Raw genomic sequence first — 16,797 nt, forward strand, 5'->3', positions numbered from 1 at the left:
CATGAAAACCCTACGACTCATTTTGGGCGATCAGCTCAACAATAATCATAGTTGGTTTAATAAAGTTGATAACAATGTCATTTATGTAATGGCAGAAATGCGTCAAGAAACCGATTATGTAAAACACCATATTCAAAAGGTGGTCGGCTTTTTTATGGCAATGCGCCAGTTCTCCAAAAATTTGGAATTCAACGGTCACCAAGTGATCTACCTTGAAATCAGCGATTCCCAAAATCCACAAGATCTGAAAACTATCATCAAGGAACTGGTCAGTAAAAGTCAGATTGAAAAATTTGAATACCAACTACCGGATGAATATCGATTGGATGAGCAATTAAAAAAAATATGCGCTGAACTGGATATTGTCTCTGAGGCGTTTGACACGGAACATTTTTATACCACGCGTTATGAGTTAAGGGATTTTTTCAAGGGTAAAAAGCAATTATTGATGGAAAGTTTTTATCGTATGATGCGAAAGAAACATGACATTTTGATGGCTAATGGTCACCCTGAAGGAGGAAAATGGAATTATGACCACAGCAATCGAAAAAAGTGGGATGGTACGCCCAAGGTCCTCAATGAGTTGAACTTTGATAAAGATGTTTCCGAACTCCTGAAGGAGCTCAGAGACGCTGAAGTAGAAACTTTCGGGAATATTGACCCCCAGCATTTTCCCTGGCCTACTTCCCGAAAAGAGTGCCTAGCCCTTTTGGATTATTTCCGCGAGAACCTGTTGATCCATTTCGGGGATTATCAGGATGCCTTGCATACTGAAGAAAAATTCCTGTTTCACTCCCGATTATCGTTTGCCATGAATTCCAAAATGATATCACCAAAAGAAGTGGTGGATGCCATTCTAGAGGAATTCAGGATAAATACCAACGAAATCCATATTTCCCAGGTAGAAGGTTTCATCCGTCAGATCATTGGTTGGCGGGAATATATGCGGGGCATTTACTGGAAAGAAATGCCCAAATATAAGGAATGTAATGTTCTTGATAATCACAACCGGTTGCCAGAATTTTTCTGGACAGCCAATACCAAAATGAATTGTTTGAAACATGCCATAGGTCAAAGCTTGGACTATGCCTATGCACATCACATTCAAAGACTCATGATCATAGGCAATTATGCCCTTCTCTCCCAAATCCATCCCAACGAAGTCGATGCTTGGTACCTAGGAGTCTATATTGATGCTTTGGAATGGGTTGAAATTACGAATACTCGTGGCATGAGCCAGTTTGCCGACGGAGGCCTGGTGGCCACCAAACCTTATGTGAGCAGTGCCAATTACATCAACAAAATGGGCAACTATTGTACAAGTTGCCATTATACATCTAATCTTAAAGTTGGGGACAAAGCCTGCCCTTTCAACGCCCTCTACTGGAATTTTCTATTTGAAAAGAAAGAATACTTCAAGAACAATCCCAGAATGGGCATGATGCTCCAATTGCTTGAAAAAAAGGATGATGGGGAACTTCAAAATTTAAGGGCAAGAGCACAGGATATCATAGGTAATCCAGACCACTTTTAATTTTAACAATCCGTTAAGGTCTATCGGCACCGAACTTGCCGTATATCTAATAAATAAAATATTCCGCTTCGGCGTCCATATATATGCAAAAAGTCCTTCCCAAAATCTTGAGAAGGACTTTTTCCCTTTCTAGGGGTTTTCCTTTTACTTAATAATACCGTCAACAATACCGTATTCCACAGATTCTTCGGCACCCATCCAATAATCCCTATCAAAATCCTTCATTACCTTTTCAAAGGACTGACCACAGTTGTCCGCCAAAATTTGGGCACCCAACTCTTTGGTCTTGATGATTTCCTTGGCCTGGATCTCGATATTGGAAGCCTGCCCCCTGGCACCGCCGCTGGGCTGATGGATCATAACCCTGGCATGGGGCTGGATGAACCTTCTCCCCTTCTCCCCTACGGACAACAGAATGGATCCCATAGAGGCCGCCAATCCTGAACAAACCGTAGAAACCGGGCTCTTGATCTGCTTAATGGTATCGTAAATCGCAAAACCAGAGGTAACGTAACCTCCCGGACTATTGATTATTAATTGAATCTCTTTATGGTTCAGGGAATCCAGATAGAACAAGCGGTCTATGACATGCTTGGCAGAATCGTCATCGACCATGCCCCATAAAAACACTTTTCGCTCTTCGAGCAATTTTTCTTGGATCAAATCCTGAACCTTTCCTTTTTTTGAACTCATTTTTTATTTGTTGTGAGCATCAAAAATAATCAAAATCCAAGGAAGTTTTTGCACTACTTCCCTACTTTACCTTGATTGGGAGATTACTTCCACTTTTTGGGACACCACATCCTTGATCGGAATGATGAATTTTCCAGTTTTGGTGGTAAGGGTCAAACTATTGTTTTCTATAGCCTCTACCACCCCAATATCTTCTCCTATGACGATCTTATCCCCTATGGCATAGTTTTTTCGTATATAGAACGACCGTAACAGATCGGCTACCATTTCCCTTGAGCCTAAACCAATGCCCAAGGAAAAAGCCAAAAGAAAGGAACCCATGATCATGGTGATGTTATTGGTAATGATGGTAGTGTCTACCCCTGCTTGGTTTAAGGCCGTAATGGACATGAACACCACTATTACATAGAACAACAGATTACTTACCAAATTTGAGCCTCCAAATTCAAAGGACTCGAAAAGTCGTTTTACCGTGTTCTTCACAAAATTACCGATATAAAAACCGATTATCAACAAGGCAAGGGCACTGAAGAAACGGGGTAGATAATGGAGTAAGTTCCCTATTTCCACAGAAATGATCTGCCAATTGAGAATATCCGCGGCCACGATCAAAAAGGCCAATATCAAGAGCCATTTTACAAATCCTAGAATTATCTTGACCACATCAATCGTAAAATCACCCTTACTTGTGACGACCATACCATTGATTTTATTGTTCAGCATATCTACTTTGGCCAATTTTAAGATCTTTCCAAGCAAGAACAAGATGATCTTAATGAAAAGCCAGCCTACGGCCAGTACCAATAAGGCACCTATGATCTTTGGGATTATCTGTGCAATTTCCTTGCCCATACCCGAAAAGGAATCCATGGTGATATCCTTCCAATTGTTGATTGTTTCCATTGTTGTTTATTTATAGTGTTGCTGTTTATTTAATGATTTCCCAAGGTTCTAAAAAGTCTGCGCAAAGCACTTCCCATATTGATGGAAAAAAGGGAGGCCATATCCAAGATCAACTTTGCGGCCGCTATGTCGTTCATCACCTTTTTCTTCATACCGGGCGGGGCCTCCAGAAGTGACGCCTCTAATTCTTTGAACGGGTTTTTGTGTTGCTTTGCCATCTATGGTAGGGTGTTATAGATTTCGACCAATCTTTCTTTGGCTCTCTTGAGTCTCATTTTTACGGCACTGTCCCCCAGTTCCAAAAGCTCCACCAGTTCTTTGATACTTGCCCCGTCCTGGTATTTCAACAATAAAAGGGACTTGTCTTCGGCCGAAAGGAGCTCCAAGGATTTTTTAAGTTTATCGGCCTTCATCTCAAAGAGGCTTTCATCGGGCACCTCTTCGGTAAGCTTTTGATCGCTTTCATCAACTTGAACGGATTGGTCCCGTATTTTGAGCTGCTTGTTCCTGTTAACATAGTTAACACAAAAATTATATGTAAAAGAATAGAGCCAGGTTGAAAACTTGGAACGTCCTTTGAACGTTCTCAGCTTGATGAACAGTTGAAGAAAGACATCCTGGGTCAAATCCTCGGCCTCATCCTCGGATTTGGCAAAGCCAAAACACTTGTTATAGACCATTTTGGCATACCGATCATACAACTTCCCGAACAAAAGGGGATCGTTGCTCGCTACTATCTGTTCCACTAATTCCTCATCCGACAGATGGGCATGAAGGTCTTCTGTTTCCAAAAACTTTTGGTCGGGGTTACTTATCAGGATTAGAAACAGTTTTTTAAAAAAAGTCACTTATATGCCAAATTAATTTGGAGGCTTTTCCAAAATGGGGCGCAAAATAAGTCAATTTCGTGGTATATTTGGTTAAAAACCAGATATGAAGACCTTTTACCTCGTTGGAATGTGCACCCTTTTCGTTTTGGCCAGTTGCAAAACCGAACCCAAGGCAGCCGAAGTGCAAGCCGAACCCGAAAAAACTGTACCTGAAATGATCGCAGATGCCCATGGATACCAAAATTGGAAAAACGTGGAGGAGATAACCTTTACCTTTAATGTGGACCGTGATTCCATGCATTTTGAAAGACATTGGGACTGGAAACCCAAGTTGAACGAGATTACTTTTAAATCCGGGACCGATTCCCTTACCTACAACAAGGCGGATATGGACAGTGTGGCCTTTAAGACCAACTCAGGGTTCATTAACGATCGGTATTGGCTATTGGCCCCTTTTAACTTGATGTGGGACGCCAACAACTATACATTTGAACATGCAGCAGAAGCCACGGCCCCCATTAGTAACGAAACCATGCAAAAGCTGACCATTGTTTATAAAAATGAAGGTGGCTATACCCCTGGCGATGCCTACGATTTCTATTTTAAGGATGACCACATCATTCGGGAATGGACCTATAGAAAATCTAACCAGCCTGAACCTTCTTTGTCGTCAACTTGGGAAGATTACTCCACCATGGGAGGTTTACAGTTAGCGGCACAACGTAGCAGGCCAGATAGCAATGTAAATCTTTACTTTACGGGTTTGAGTGTGAAGACGGAATAGGCTTTATGCATTGTATTCCATAAATGATGTGCAATGGGCGTATTTTACATTTTATCACATTCTAAGAACACAGAATAACATATACCCAAAAATAAGTTGGTGATTGATATTGACCATTTCATTTCAAACTTCCCCTTTTTTCCTCAAAAAGACAGTTCTAAGTTGCCCTGGCAAATAACATCGAACCTGAAGGATATCATCGAAGGAATTATACCAAACCTTGGGGAGGATTTCAAAATAGAAAACGGAGTAGCCATTCATAAATCTGCAATTTTGGAGCATGGCATAACCCTGAAAGGCCCCATAATTATTATGGACAATTGCCGTATTAGTGTAAATGCCTACCTGAGGGAAGGTGTATTTTTGGATAGCTCGGTAAAAATTGGCCCTAGCTCCGAAATCAAAAGCAGCATGATATTTTCCGGTTCCGCAATAGCGCATTTAAACTACATCGGAAATAGTATCATAGGTCGAAATGTGAATTTTGAAGGGGGATCCATTGCGGCCAACCATTATAATGAGCGGTTCAATAAAAAAATACGGGTAATTTTCAAAAATGAAATAATAGATACTGGAACGGAAAAATTCGGAGCCCTTGTTGGGGATGGTTCCAAAATTGGGGCCAATGCAGTCTTATCCCCTGGAACTATTTTGGAAAGGGGATCAATTGTAAAAAGATTGGAATTGATCGAGCAATTAAAGGAACCGTAAGACTATCTTCACGAATGGTCACCCACAAGCAGAACAAACAAAGTCATCAAAGATTGAAATAGCAATAAATCTATGTTTACAACAGATCAGATTCATGAAGCATTTTCCAAAGTCAAAAGTGGTGCTGACTTTCCACAATTTGTTCAAGATCTGAAAGAGATCGGGGTAACCCACTACGACAATTTTGTCTCGGATGGGCGAACAAAATATTATGGGTCAAATGATTTTATGCTTGAAGGAAACCCAAAATATCCTGAGATGAAAGTAAATGAAACCAGTTCATCGGATAGCCTCAAATATGCTATTTCAATTCATCAAAAAGGCCAAACAGATTATCCGACATTTTGCAAACAGGCAGCAGATGCAGGTGTTGAAAAATGGATCGTTCACATGATTGAAATGAACGTTACCTATTTGGATAAAAAAGGGCAAAAATTAATTGTTGAGCCCATACCGGAACCTTAACAAATAAAACGGTCTCAAGAAAACATTATAACTAATTAAAAAGGCCCAAAATCAAAACGTAGCCAAAGCTTAAATCAACTGTTGATCATTTACCCCTCCTCCCCAAAAAAAAGGTAATCCCAAAAACTAACGCAGCACAACTCAGCAGCAACACAAAACTGTAGGTCAAAGAGGCCCGTTCGGCCAAAAAACCCAAGATCACAGGGCCCAACAAAAACCCTGAATACCCCGTTCCCGCAATAAAGGCAACACCTTGGGAAGAATCCACTCCTTTCACATTGCCTCCGATACGGAACAGCTCTGGCACCATGACAGAAAAGCCTAGTCCACAAAAGGCAAAACCCGCAATGGCCAATACGGTGTGCTGTGAAAGCACCATGGCATACCCTAAAATTGCAATCAAGGCGCCCAGTGCCACAATTTTGATGGACCCGATCCTGGCACTGATCCCATCACCCAAAAATCGGCCCAAAGTCATGGTGGTAGAAAAAGCCAAAAATCCGGAACCAATCAAAACTTCTGGGGCCAAGACCACTTCTTTTAAGTACAATCCACTCCAATCAATGATGGCCCCTTCGCTCCCCATGGACACAAAACCAATAATACCCAATAGAAGTAAGGGTTTGAACAGTTTAAAACTGAAGGAATCCTTTTCTACCGGAGCAGCAACAATATGATAATAATGTTTCCTCAACATCAAATTGACGATCAGTACCAAAACCACCACCAAAGCCATATGCAATGGTGGATTACCAATTATGGGAATCAGAAAACTACTGAACCCCACCAAAATACCGCCCAAACTGAAAAACCCATGGGCAGCGGACATAAAGTTCTGCTTGTCTTCTTTTTCAATTTCGGTGACCAAAGTGTTCATGGCTATATCAGTTAGCCCGTTGCAGACCCCCATCAAAAATAGGCTTGCCATTAAAGTGTAATAATTAGGTGCCATTAAGGGAAGCAGTGCGGCCACAGAATTACAGCAAACCCCGATCCAGGTTGCTTTGCCCACCCCCAATCGGTTCACGACTTTGGAGGCTACCGGAAATATGGTGAACACTCCCAACGACAAACAGAACAAGGCAATACCCAAATCGGCCTTATTGATGCCTAGCTTTTCCTTTACCAGAGGGATGTAGATCGCCCAGGTCCCGAACCAAATGTTAAGACTGGTGAATACCCATGCCGGGGCAAAATACCTTGGATTGGACAAAATAAGTCGGAGTGATTTCATTGGCGTGTGTGGAATGAGAACGTTATTTCGAGGCTGATGACCAATTATTTTTGAAGAATTCCTTTTTTCAAAATCTGTCCAAAATGGTACATATCCTCATAGGAACAATAAAAAGGTGCCGGGGCCAAACGAATTACGTTAGGTTCGCGCCAATCGGTGATGACTCCCTGTTTCATCAAATAATCAAACAGCGACCTTCCTTCCCCATGCAAAAGAACCGATAATTGGCAGCCCCTATCCTGAGGGGTGATAATTTCAAAAGTGCTATCCACTTGCGCATCAATATCCTGTAGGATAAACTCCAGATAGGCCACTATTTGCTTCTGTTTTTTGATGAGTGCCTCCATACCCACCTCATCAAAAAGTTCCAACGAGGCCAAGTAAGGTGCCAACGAAAGTATAGGTGGATTGCTCAATTGCCAGGCATCTGCCGTTTCAGTAGGGTCAAACTCGGGCTTCATCAAAAAACGGGTTTCTTTTTTGGTTCCCCACCAACCTTCAAATCGGGGAATATCCGACTTGCCCAAATGTTTTTCGTGAACAAAGATTCCAGAGGCGTTCCCAGGACCGCTGTTCATGTATTTGTAACTGCACCAAGCCGCAAAATCGGCACCCCAATCGTGCAGGGACAATTCCACATTACCCACGGCATGGGCCAAATCCCATCCTACAAAGGCACCAACGGATTTACCTGCTTTGGTAATGGCTTTCATATCCAAAACCTGCCCATTGTAATAGTTGACACCACCCATCAACACCAAGGCCAACTCATCGCCCACTTCATTGATTTTCTGAAGAATATCCTCGGTACGCCAGGCATGTTCCCCTTCCCGTTTTTTTGCTTCGACAATGGCATCCTTGGGATCAAAACCATGAAACCTTACTTGGCTCTGCAACATATATTGATCGGATGGAAAGGCCTTTTCCTCGCAAAGGATCTTAAACCGTTTTGCGGTAGGCTTGTAAAAGGAAACCATCAACAAATGAAGGTTTACCGTCAAGGTGTTCATCACAGAAATTTCCTTGGGTTTTGCACCTACCAACTTACCGAGTCCGGCAGCCAAACGCTCATGATAGTCCCACCACGGTTTATCGGCATAAAAGTGACCCTCTACGGCCAAATCCCGCCAATCCTTCATTACCTCGTCCACAAACCGTTGGGCACGCTTGGGCTGCAATCCTAGGGAATTACCCGTAAAATAGATGACATCCTTTGCGTTTACCTGAGGATAATGAAACTCATTCCGGTATTGGGCAAGGGCATCGGTAGCATCCAATTGTTGTGCAAATTCAAGCGTATTTTGAAAGGTCATATGTTAAGGTTTGCATCAAAAATACAATTTGTGATGGTATTTATTACTCTAGGCGCATTTCGATGATATGCTTTTTAAATCCTACTTTTTCATACGCTTTTATGGCGCCCACATTGTCATTGTACACCGTTAACCTTATTTCCTTGAAACCCTGCTCTTGGGACCATTTTTTGAGGGCATCCACCACTAAGGCGTTGATACCTTGCCCCCGATAATCTTCATCTGTGAACATAAAACCCAAATAAGCATAGAACTCATGGTCCAAGTATTGCCTCGCCGGTTTGGCAATGGCATAGCCAGAGGACACAATTTTGCCATCCGCTTCGGCAACCACCACGCATGAATTTGGATCCTGAACCATTTTTTCCAGGTCGTAGTAACTCACCTTACCTTGCCTTATGGTCACATCGAAGGGTCGTTCAGCTTCAACGATACCTTGTTCAAAGTTCAATAGAACAGGTAGGTCTTGCAAAGTGGCACGGCGTATTTGTATTTTAGAGGAGGACATCATGTACCAGGTTGATTTGATATTCCAATGTAGTTCTTTTCTATATTTTTGCGAAAACTTGTACATGCATTTCCTATCACCTTTATTGGAAAATTATATTGCCAACCACTCGGAACCGGAACCGCAGTTGTTAACCGATCTGACCCGAGAGACCCATTTAAAGGTAGTACAAGCGCGCATGATCACCGGTCATTTTCAGGGAAGGGTCTTGAGCATGCTCTCCAAAATCATCAATCCTAAATATATTTTGGAAATTGGGACCTATACGGGCTATTCTGCCCTTTGTTTGGCAGAAGGGCTACAAAAAAATGGGGAACTGCACACCATTGAGGTGAACGAGGAACTGCATCAACTCCAACGAAAATATTTTGATAAAAGCGGTTTTGGAGACCAGATTTTCCAACATACAGGTGATGCTTTGGATCTGGTCCCCGCTTTGGAAAAGACCTTTGACCTGGTTTTTATCGATGCCCAAAAAGTGAATTACGACGCCTATTTTGAAGTTGTGATGACTAAAGCAAAATCGGGAAGCATCATTTTGTCGGACAATGTATTATGGTCCGGAAAAGTGGTGGAGCCCCTGCAAAAAGGTGACAAAGCCACGGAAGCATTACTGGCCTACAATGAAAAATTGAAAACCGACCCTAGAGTGGAAACGGTTCTTCTACCGATTAGGGATGGGCTGACGTTAAGCCGGGTGCTATAAAACGGTTATACAATCCGTGGAACAATATTCCTGAAAAGACACCAACTAGTGATCCCACTATAATGTCAATAGGAAAATGTACCCCTACATAAATCCGGCTCATACAAAACAAAAGGGGCCAAAGAAAGAAAAGGGAAGCCCATTTTATCTTCCTCCTTAAAAATAGGAACACCAAGGTGGTTATGGAAAACGAACTGGAGGCATGTCCCGAAAAGAAACTATAATCCGTCGGGCTTTTTAAAATTCTTATAATCGTATTGATTTCTTCCGTATTGTTGGGACGAAGTCGGGCCACGGAAATCTTGGTCCAATGGGTAATCAGGGTGATGAATACCACCAATCCCATAATCGTGAAAAACTTATACAGGGCTTCCTTTCTGTCAAACTTTTGGAACAACAGGTAAAGGAAAAGCAAAAAGAGGGGAATCCAAGTGGTTATGTTGGTAACTGTGGACCAAAATCCATCATACCGTTCTATGCCCAAACTGTTGAGATACACAAACGTATCCCGGTCCCATTTGAGCAAATCTTCCCACATGTATTACTTGATGTCCCTTTTGATGGAGCCGGTAACCTCGTCCACATTTTTCTTCACCTCATTGAGTTCCTTACGAATCTCCTTGGTGAAGTCCGTGTCGATATCCGCGCTTTTTTGGATTTCGCGCTTAATATCATCCGTGGCATCCTTCAGCTGGCGCATACCCTTGCCCAAACCTTTGGCAATACCAGGTATCTTATCCGCCCCGAACACCATCACCACAATAAATAGGATGAAAAATATCTCCGCTCCGCTAATGAATAGAAAATGCATACAACAAATATAATCAGAACTTATCAGCAAAATAAAAAAAGCCCCGCGAAATCACGGGGCTCTTTAACAGTCTTTTTTTGATTATTTTCCTTTGATGTTCTCCTTGAACTTATCAAAGTCTGATTTCTCCTCTTTTTTAGGCCAAGAGTTGTTGGTGGTGTCTATATCGGCAGTTTCCAATTTTGGATCTACCACAATGCCCACCAATTCCTTTTGGGAAGAAATGACCCTTTTTACCTCGGCATCGTTCTTTCTCCAGATTTCTGGTGGGTAGGTCACATTTTCTTTGGTACCATCGGCATAGGTATACTCTACGATCAATGGCATGGGAACACCTCCTGGTTTATCAAAAGTGATCTCATAGAAGAATTTCGGCTCCTTCACTTTAGACCTTTCGGCCTCGGTCATGTTATCCATCATGAATTCCTTCAAATTTTGGGAAGTCTCCGTTGGGGATTTTCCTTTCAACTCTGGCATAAAATCCTCGCTATCTTCTTCCGCTAAATATACCAATGGTGGAAGATCGGCCTCGGTAATGTTCCTATCGGCCATGTATTTTTCCATTTCCTTGGTTGGCTTGCTGGACACATAGTATTTTTTAACACCCTTCACCCCGATATCCACATAATCCGTAGTGTAGAACCAAGCTCTCCAGAACCAGTCCAGATCCACGGCAGAGGCATCTTCCATGGTACGGAAGAAATCCTCAGGGGTTGGGTGTTTAAACATCCAACGCTGGGCATACGTTTTGAAAGCATGATCAAATAGTTCCTTACCCATAACGGTTTCCCTAAGGATATTAAGTGCAGTTGCCGGTTTGGCATAGGCATTGGGCCCCAATTGGTACACGTTTTCCGGGTTGGACATGATTGGAGAAATATATTTTTGATCTCCGGCCATGTAAGGTACAATAGCTGCAGGATTACCTCTTTGCGAAGGATATTTCTCATTTGGAGCAATTACACTTGGATTGTTGGCTCCGAAAGCCTGTTCGGCCAAATATTGCATAAAGGTATCTAGACCTTCATCCATCCATCCCCATTGACGCTCATCAGAGTTTACGATCATCGGGAAGAAGTTGTGGCCTACCTCATGGATGATCACACTTATCATTCCGTATTTAACCCTATCGGAATAGGTACCATCCTCGTTAGGACGACCATAGTTCCAACAAATCATGGGATACTCCATACCTTGGTTTTTGGCATGCACCGAAATGGCCTTGTGGTATGGGTAATCAAAAGTATGCTCAGAATAGGTTTTTAAGGTCTGTGCCACTGCTTTGGTGGACAAATCTTCCCAAAGTGGGTTTCCTTCCTTTGGATACAAGGACACTGCCATTACATCTTTACCACCGATTTTAACGGCCTGCATGTCCCAGATAAACTTACGGGAAGTAGCAAAAGCATAATCCCTTACGTTGGTAGCCTTGAACTTCCACGTTTTGGTGTTGGTAGCAAATCCTTTTTCCGCAGCTTCGGCTTCTTGTTGGGTTACTATGATCACGGGTTTGTCATAAGACTTCAGTGCTTCCTTGTAACGCTTCATCATATCCTTGGAGAATACTTCCTCCCTGTTCTGCAAAACACCTGTTCCGTCCAAAACGTGGTCGGCAGGAACGGTTATGCTCACGTCATAGTTACCGAATGGGAGGGCAAACTCGCCGCTTCCCCAGAACTGATGGTTTTGCCATCCTTCCACATCACTGTACACGGCCATTCTTGGGAAGAACTGTGCGATCACATAGGCACGGTTGCCGTCTTTTTCAAAATATTCGTATCCTGATCGGGCCCTGTTCACGGTATGATCGGGAATGTTGTACCACCATTTTACGGAGAAGGACAATTTTTCACCGCTTTTCAACGGCTGTGGAATGTTCACGCGCATCATGGTTTGATTAATGGTATAGGACAATGGCTTTCCACTGACATCTTTCACCCATTCAATATTGAAACCACCATCAAAAGGTTCGCTGATGAATGTTTCGGCGAAATTGCCTGCTGTGTAAGCAATGTTCACTCCGTTACCATCACGCAATGGGGATTTGGAATCCTTGGCACGGACATTCTGGTCCAATTGCACCCAAAGAAACTCTAGATCGTCCGGTGAATTATTGTGATAGGTGATGGTTTCCTCACCATAGATCTTGGCATTTTTATCGTCCAACTGTACATTGATCACGTAGTCTGCCTGTTGTTGATAGTAATCAGGCCCCGGTGCCCCAGAAGCGGAGCGATAGGTGTTTGGAGTAGAAAACTCCTCGTACAATTGTTTAAACCTGCTTTGGTTATAGTGTCCAGGTTCCCTTTCGGTTTTTACGTCGCCTTCTTCCTGTGCCATTACCATGGCTCCCATTAGGAACAACACAGAAGCAATGCAATACTTGACTTTGTTCATTTTCTATTTGATTTTAAAACGGTGAAAAATAACGCATTTTAACCAATTGTTAACGTTACGTTATAAGTTTAACATTCCTTTATTATTCCCTTTGATGAGCACAAAACTTTTCTTGTGGCCGGCCCATTTTACATGCACCACGTTTTGCTGTTCATCAAAAAGGTCGGTCAATATCTCATTCTGTACCGAAATGGATTTGACATCATTTAGGTTAAGGTTGGGAATCTCGAGGTAACAAATGGCCACATCCTTATCGTACCGCTTGCCCAAAAAACTATAGTTCATAGGCTTTCCGTTGACCTCTACCACAAATTTGGCCCGGAAATATTTCTCCAAATATTCATCTGCCAACTTGGATTCATTCGGGGTGGCCAATTGGGATCGGATGCCATAGCGTTCCTCCATCAGATCATCAAGATCGTCAATAAAGATACGGCTCGTGATCTGGAAGGCCTTATCCTTTTCAGAATAGACCATATTGGTTACGCTTACATAAAATTTATGGACGGAGGTGAAGGACAGAAAGAGAACCATTGCCAGAGGCAACCAAATCATTCGTGCTTTTTTCATTCCCATCATATTGTTTTTAGACTCCATTTGCTAGGGCAATGTTACAGTTTTACCCAGTATTTAGCAATTTGCTTGCCAAAAACATCAGTCCAGGTTGTTGTTTTTCCTATAGGCCCTACTCTTCTCCAACATAAAATCCCAGATCTTGAGTTTGTCATGGGTATCCACGGTGGACTGAAAAGCCTCATCCACCTCACAGAAATACATAAAATCATCAATTTTTTCCATCGGGATCTTCAATGTGGCCACAAAAAGGGAATCTACATAAAATTCCTGGACTCTCTGTGTCCTGGCGTACGCTTTGTCTACCTTAACCCGATTTTTTAACATCTTGGTACGGCCTGTAATGGCATTGATCAGGGGATCCAAGGGCGGGCTCAAGATCATTCCCATATTGAATTTCCCCATGGTAGCCTGATCTAACATCCGTTCACTTTGGGTAGGAATCCGTTGGTGCGCATTGGGTAGTTTCAAAGCTTCTGCACTTACGTCCTTTTCTAACTTTAATTTACCCAAATCTTGTGTCAAATCCCCAGAAAGGTTATACGGACTTACCACCACCTCCTTAAGTTGGTTCACGAACGCCTCCATGGGCACTTCAATATAGCTCGCATGGTAGAGCACATCGGTCATCGGCAAGACTTTTTTCACAAACTGGATTGCGGAGAACACCAAGGTATCGTTCACCTGTACATCTATGGCAAACTTCCCCTCAAAATCGGTGATCACGGCCTGTTTAGAGGTAATGTTCTGGACCACTACGCCCACTACATCCTCATCTTCGCTCACCACCTTGCCATACAATGTTTTGCCATCCCCATCTTGGGCGCTGGCCAAAAACGTCATAAAGAAAGCCGTGCATACCCAAAGGTTTCTCATTCTTCAAGAGTTTCCAAATAGGATTTACTTTGGGTCACCAGAAAATCGATCAATTGAAATTCGTTCTCTTTTTTGAGTAGGGTCTGCGATGGAATCTTATCATCACAATACAGTAAAAAGGCATCTATTTTATCCTGTGGCAATTTTAGATCCACCACAAAGAACTCGTCGTCATACACATGGCGGAGGACTTCGCTCACTTTTAGGGGTTCCCTTTCTTCACCACTTTCCTCTTGTCGGGATTTGAAGAGTGCTTTAAAAATATTCACGAAATTGAGTCCATCCTGCATGCCGCGTACCGTTCTGGATTCCGCTACGTTCACCACCTCGGTATTCCTGTCTATCTCGTAGTTGAATTCCTTAAAATCCTCGTTCTTCACCTCCAAAAATTTGGCTTGGTTTTCTGGCGTTACCACTACCTCGTCCAACTCCCTTACCTTCTCGTTCACTTCTACCACCAAGCGGTTGTTCTGCAAGATTTCGGGGGTAATGGTCACCACTTCCAATTGGTAGTTTACTGCCGTGAACACCACTTTATCGCCCGCCTTCACCTCAATGGCAAATTCCCCATTATCATTGGTAATGGTAGCCTCGCCAGAGGTGGAGTTGATCACGTTCTCATTGGGCACATTGGAGCTACGGTACAGCACCTTGCCCCTGAGCAGTTGGCGGCTATCCTGTGCCAGGGACCAACCCGAGACCAGTAACGAGAACAAGATCAAGACAATTTTTTTCATAAGAGAGTGTTTAGCACACGTTAAAGAAAACCCTTGGTGCGGATATATAAAAGTGAAGGGGTTCTAAACTTTTGTTAATTCTACCTGCAAATATACCCAAAGGGATTTTTCCGTTCACCCCTGAATTTCGTGTTTTGACGGAAATTCATATAAATATGGAAGCATAACCTTAGATTTGCGGTTTACGTTTGGAAATCCTCAAATAACAAACACTGTGAGAACTTATATTGCAACCTTGGTCATCGGCCTACTCATGATCAACACCCTTGTCGGGCAGGTAAAGATTGGCGACAACCCTCAAAACTTGAATGCCGCATCGGTTTTGGAACTGGAGAGCAACAATCGCGTACTGGTGATCACCAGGGTCACCAATGCCCAAATGAGCACCATTAACCCCCTACCCGGGGCTTTGGTCTACAACACGGACCAAGGCTGTATCAACTACTTTAACGGCACCGAATGGATCAATATCTGTGAAGCATTGGACAACTCCTTTACCGTGAGTACCCGTGCGGATTCCCTGGGACAGATCAACCCTAATGCCATTGACAATACCATTGCCATTTTACAATCCTTGAATCCGGATGGCAGCACCAACTACAATTTTGAGGTGAACCAGATTACCGGGGCCAATATTGTGAATTCATCCATCAACGGGGATTTGAAAATACAGACCGCCTCCGTAACCGGGCGCCTTTTGGCGGCCAAGTCGGTATCTACGGCCAAGTTTGAGGACGGTAACAACATCGGTGAAATTTTTAGATGGAACGGAAGCCAGTGGACCCTTACCAATGAAACCGCATTGACCATCACCGAAAAAGATAGTATTGTGGGCAACGAAGTGGTAGGGCCAAGAGCCGGAGGTTCCTTGGAACTTTTTGGTGCGGGATTGGACAGCGACCCATTGACTTTGGATGTATTGGATGGAGGAATTGGCAATACCGAATTGGCTGCCGATGCCGTGACCACCGATAAAATATTGAACGGCACCATTTTAACCGAAGATGTGGCGAATGATGCCATTACCCTTGCAAAAATGGCCGACAATTCGGTTGGAACAGCAGAATTGGTTGATGACAGTGTTGATGCCGACAAGATAAATGCCAACGTAGCCGGAACAGGGCTTATACAAGCGGTGGACGGATCATTGCAGGTGGATGTAACCCAATTTACAGGGGATGGTACACTTTCCTCAAATGATGGCACCATATTAATTTCAGGGACACCAACTAATTCCTTATTTGAGGATGTTCAGGTTGATGTAGCAAACGATGCCATTACAATTGCAAAAATGGCGGACAATTCGGTGGGTACCGCAGAACTGGTTGATGATAGTATAACTGCCGACAAAATAAATTTAGATGTTGCCGGAACTGGACTCTTACAAGCCGGCGATGGCTCCTTACAAGTAGACAATTCAAATATAGCACCGGATTGGACTTCAATAACCAATATACCAGCAGGCTTCGCGGACGATATTGACGATGATACCACCTACTCCGCCGGAACTGGGCTAACCTTGACAGGTACAACTTTTGCCGTGGACAATGCAACGATTGCACCCGATTGGTCCACCCTGACCGGAATACCGGCAGGCTTCGCGGACGATATTGACGATGATACCACCTACTCCGCCGGAACTGGGCTAACCTTGACAGGTACAACTTTTGCCGTGGACAATGCAACGATTGCACCCGATTGGTCCACCCTGACCGGAATACC

At 43.2% G+C, this 16,797-nt stretch carries 18 protein-coding genes and 1 pseudogene; 6 read left to right on the forward strand and 13 right to left on the reverse strand.

Going from position 1 to position 16,797, the window contains the following annotated elements; translation table 11 throughout:
* Window position 1: 1 nt before the first annotated feature.
* Window positions 2–1,534, forward strand: coding sequence for a cryptochrome/photolyase family protein (locus tag GTK07_RS14820; protein WP_163636030.1), 1,533 nt, complete (start codon window positions 2–4; stop codon window positions 1,532–1,534).
* Window positions 1,535–1,678: 144 nt separating this feature from the next.
* Here GTK07_RS14820 and GTK07_RS14825 read toward each other — a convergent pair whose 3' ends face one another.
* The 4 genes from GTK07_RS14825 to GTK07_RS14840 form a co-directional block, all read right to left on the reverse strand.
* Window positions 1,679–2,227: a ClpP family protease gene (locus GTK07_RS14825; protein WP_163636031.1), complete on the reverse strand. Its 549-nt coding sequence runs from the start codon at window positions 2,225–2,227 to the stop codon at window positions 1,679–1,681.
* 66 nt (window positions 2,228–2,293) lie between these two features.
* A complete protein-coding gene (locus GTK07_RS14830; protein ID WP_163636032.1) occupies window positions 2,294–3,130 on the reverse strand; it encodes a mechanosensitive ion channel family protein in 837 nt (278 codons plus the stop codon).
* A 29-nt stretch (window positions 3,131–3,159) separates the two neighbouring features.
* Entirely contained in the window at window positions 3,160–3,348 is a 189-nt protein-coding gene (locus GTK07_RS14835; RefSeq protein ID WP_163636033.1) for a hypothetical protein, read from the reverse strand.
* Window positions 3,349–3,921, reverse strand: a complete 573-nt coding sequence (locus GTK07_RS14840; protein WP_203583811.1) for an RNA polymerase sigma factor — start codon at window positions 3,919–3,921, stop codon at window positions 3,349–3,351.
* A 142-nt stretch (window positions 3,922–4,063) separates the two neighbouring features.
* Here GTK07_RS14840 and GTK07_RS14845 point away from each other — a divergent pair, with 142 nt between their 5' ends.
* From GTK07_RS14845 to GTK07_RS14855, 3 genes are all read left to right on the forward strand, one after another.
* On the forward strand, window positions 4,064–4,744 hold the full coding sequence (locus tag GTK07_RS14845; protein ID WP_163636035.1) for a hypothetical protein: 681 nt from the start codon (window positions 4,064–4,066) through the stop codon (window positions 4,742–4,744).
* 162 nt (window positions 4,745–4,906) lie between these two features.
* Window positions 4,907–5,455, forward strand: a complete 549-nt coding sequence (locus GTK07_RS14850; protein ID WP_235932881.1) for an LbetaH domain-containing protein — start codon at window positions 4,907–4,909, stop codon at window positions 5,453–5,455.
* 72 nt (window positions 5,456–5,527) lie between these two features.
* Window positions 5,528–5,920: a DUF1398 domain-containing protein gene (locus tag GTK07_RS14855; RefSeq protein WP_163636037.1), complete on the forward strand. Its 393-nt coding sequence runs from the start codon at window positions 5,528–5,530 to the stop codon at window positions 5,918–5,920.
* Between the two features lie 85 nt (window positions 5,921–6,005).
* Here GTK07_RS14855 and GTK07_RS14860 read toward each other — a convergent pair whose 3' ends face one another.
* The 3 genes from GTK07_RS14860 to GTK07_RS14870 are packed head-to-tail and all read right to left on the reverse strand — an operon-like array spanning window position 6,006 to window position 8,978.
* Entirely contained in the window at window positions 6,006–7,154 is a 1,149-nt protein-coding gene (locus GTK07_RS14860; RefSeq protein ID WP_163636038.1) for an MFS transporter, read from the reverse strand.
* Between the two features lie 44 nt (window positions 7,155–7,198).
* The gene (kynU, locus tag GTK07_RS14865) at window positions 7,199–8,467 is read right to left on the reverse strand and encodes a kynureninase (protein ID WP_163636039.1); all 1,269 of its coding nucleotides are present in this window, start codon (window positions 8,465–8,467) and stop codon (window positions 7,199–7,201) included.
* 43 nt (window positions 8,468–8,510) lie between these two features.
* Window positions 8,511–8,978 carry a GNAT family N-acetyltransferase gene (locus tag GTK07_RS14870; protein WP_313790818.1) on the reverse strand — a complete coding sequence of 156 codons (468 nt, stop codon included), beginning with the start codon at window positions 8,976–8,978 and terminating at the stop codon, window positions 8,511–8,513.
* A 61-nt stretch (window positions 8,979–9,039) separates the two neighbouring features.
* Here GTK07_RS14870 and GTK07_RS14875 point away from each other — a divergent pair, with 61 nt between their 5' ends.
* Entirely contained in the window at window positions 9,040–9,681 is a 642-nt protein-coding gene (locus GTK07_RS14875) for an O-methyltransferase (RefSeq protein WP_163636040.1), read from the forward strand.
* Here the strand turns inward: GTK07_RS14875 and GTK07_RS14880 are convergent.
* The 6 genes from GTK07_RS14880 to GTK07_RS14905 form a co-directional block, all read right to left on the reverse strand.
* Window positions 9,647–10,219 carry a phosphatase PAP2 family protein gene (locus tag GTK07_RS14880; RefSeq protein ID WP_163636041.1) on the reverse strand — a complete coding sequence of 191 codons (573 nt, stop codon included), beginning with the start codon at window positions 10,217–10,219 and terminating at the stop codon, window positions 9,647–9,649. The genes GTK07_RS14875 and GTK07_RS14880 overlap by 35 nt on opposite strands.
* Before the next feature lie 3 nt (window positions 10,220–10,222).
* Window positions 10,223–10,492 carry a Sec-independent protein translocase subunit TatA/TatB gene (locus GTK07_RS14885; protein ID WP_119641969.1) on the reverse strand — a complete coding sequence of 90 codons (270 nt, stop codon included), beginning with the start codon at window positions 10,490–10,492 and terminating at the stop codon, window positions 10,223–10,225.
* Window positions 10,493–10,573: 81 nt separating this feature from the next.
* Complete coding sequence (locus GTK07_RS14890; RefSeq protein ID WP_163636042.1) at window positions 10,574–12,889, reverse strand: M1 family metallopeptidase; 2,316 nt, start codon at window positions 12,887–12,889, stop codon at window positions 10,574–10,576.
* Window positions 12,890–12,949: 60 nt separating this feature from the next.
* Complete coding sequence (locus tag GTK07_RS14895) at window positions 12,950–13,459, reverse strand: DUF6702 family protein (protein ID WP_235932882.1); 510 nt, start codon at window positions 13,457–13,459, stop codon at window positions 12,950–12,952.
* A gap of 84 nt (window positions 13,460–13,543) precedes the next feature.
* Window positions 13,544–14,338: a hypothetical protein gene (locus tag GTK07_RS14900; protein WP_163636043.1), complete on the reverse strand. Its 795-nt coding sequence runs from the start codon at window positions 14,336–14,338 to the stop codon at window positions 13,544–13,546.
* Window positions 14,335–15,075: a carboxypeptidase-like regulatory domain-containing protein gene (locus tag GTK07_RS14905; RefSeq protein ID WP_163636044.1), complete on the reverse strand. Its 741-nt coding sequence runs from the start codon at window positions 15,073–15,075 to the stop codon at window positions 14,335–14,337. The genes GTK07_RS14900 and GTK07_RS14905 overlap by 4 nt, the downstream gene beginning before the upstream one ends.
* A 214-nt stretch (window positions 15,076–15,289) precedes the next feature.
* Between GTK07_RS14905 and GTK07_RS14910 the strand changes: the two are divergent.
* Window positions 15,290–16,797 (forward strand): annotated as a pseudogene (locus GTK07_RS14910) (hypothetical protein); the annotation flags it as partial.

It is taken from the genome of Flagellimonas sediminis (genome assembly GCF_010500845.1).
Taxonomy (GTDB): domain Bacteria; phylum Bacteroidota; class Bacteroidia; order Flavobacteriales; family Flavobacteriaceae; genus Flagellimonas; species Flagellimonas sediminis.

Bases quoted from the DNA above. Each gene is read 5' to 3' on its own strand.
- GTK07_RS14820 (WP_163636030.1), top strand. From the start codon at position 2: ATGAAAACCCTACGACTCATTTTGGGCGATCAGCTCAACAATAATCAT.
- GTK07_RS14825 (WP_163636031.1), bottom strand. From the start codon at position 2,227: ATGAGTTCAAAAAAAGGAAAGGTTCAGGATTTGATCCAAGAAAAATTG.
- GTK07_RS14830 (WP_163636032.1), bottom strand. From the start codon at position 3,130: ATGGAAACAATCAACAATTGGAAGGATATCACCATGGATTCCTTTTCG.
- GTK07_RS14835 (WP_163636033.1), bottom strand. From the start codon at position 3,348: ATGGCAAAGCAACACAAAAACCCGTTCAAAGAATTAGAGGCGTCACTT.
- GTK07_RS14845 (WP_163636035.1), top strand. From the start codon at position 4,064: ATGAAGACCTTTTACCTCGTTGGAATGTGCACCCTTTTCGTTTTGGCC.
- GTK07_RS14855 (WP_163636037.1), top strand. From the start codon at position 5,528: ATGTTTACAACAGATCAGATTCATGAAGCATTTTCCAAAGTCAAAAGT.
- GTK07_RS14860 (WP_163636038.1), bottom strand. From the start codon at position 7,154: ATGAAATCACTCCGACTTATTTTGTCCAATCCAAGGTATTTTGCCCCG.
- kynU (WP_163636039.1), bottom strand. From the start codon at position 8,467: ATGACCTTTCAAAATACGCTTGAATTTGCACAACAATTGGATGCTACC.
- GTK07_RS14870 (WP_313790818.1), bottom strand. From the start codon at position 8,978: ATGATGTCCTCCTCTAAAATACAAATACGCCGTGCCACTTTGCAAGAC.
- GTK07_RS14875 (WP_163636040.1), top strand. From the start codon at position 9,040: ATGCATTTCCTATCACCTTTATTGGAAAATTATATTGCCAACCACTCG.
- GTK07_RS14880 (WP_163636041.1), bottom strand. From the start codon at position 10,219: ATGTGGGAAGATTTGCTCAAATGGGACCGGGATACGTTTGTGTATCTC.
- GTK07_RS14885 (WP_119641969.1), bottom strand. From the start codon at position 10,492: ATGCATTTTCTATTCATTAGCGGAGCGGAGATATTTTTCATCCTATTT.
- GTK07_RS14890 (WP_163636042.1), bottom strand. From the start codon at position 12,889: ATGAACAAAGTCAAGTATTGCATTGCTTCTGTGTTGTTCCTAATGGGA.
- GTK07_RS14895 (WP_235932882.1), bottom strand. From the start codon at position 13,459: ATGAAAAAAGCACGAATGATTTGGTTGCCTCTGGCAATGGTTCTCTTT.
- GTK07_RS14900 (WP_163636043.1), bottom strand. From the start codon at position 14,338: ATGAGAAACCTTTGGGTATGCACGGCTTTCTTTATGACGTTTTTGGCC.
- GTK07_RS14905 (WP_163636044.1), bottom strand. From the start codon at position 15,075: ATGAAAAAAATTGTCTTGATCTTGTTCTCGTTACTGGTCTCGGGTTGG.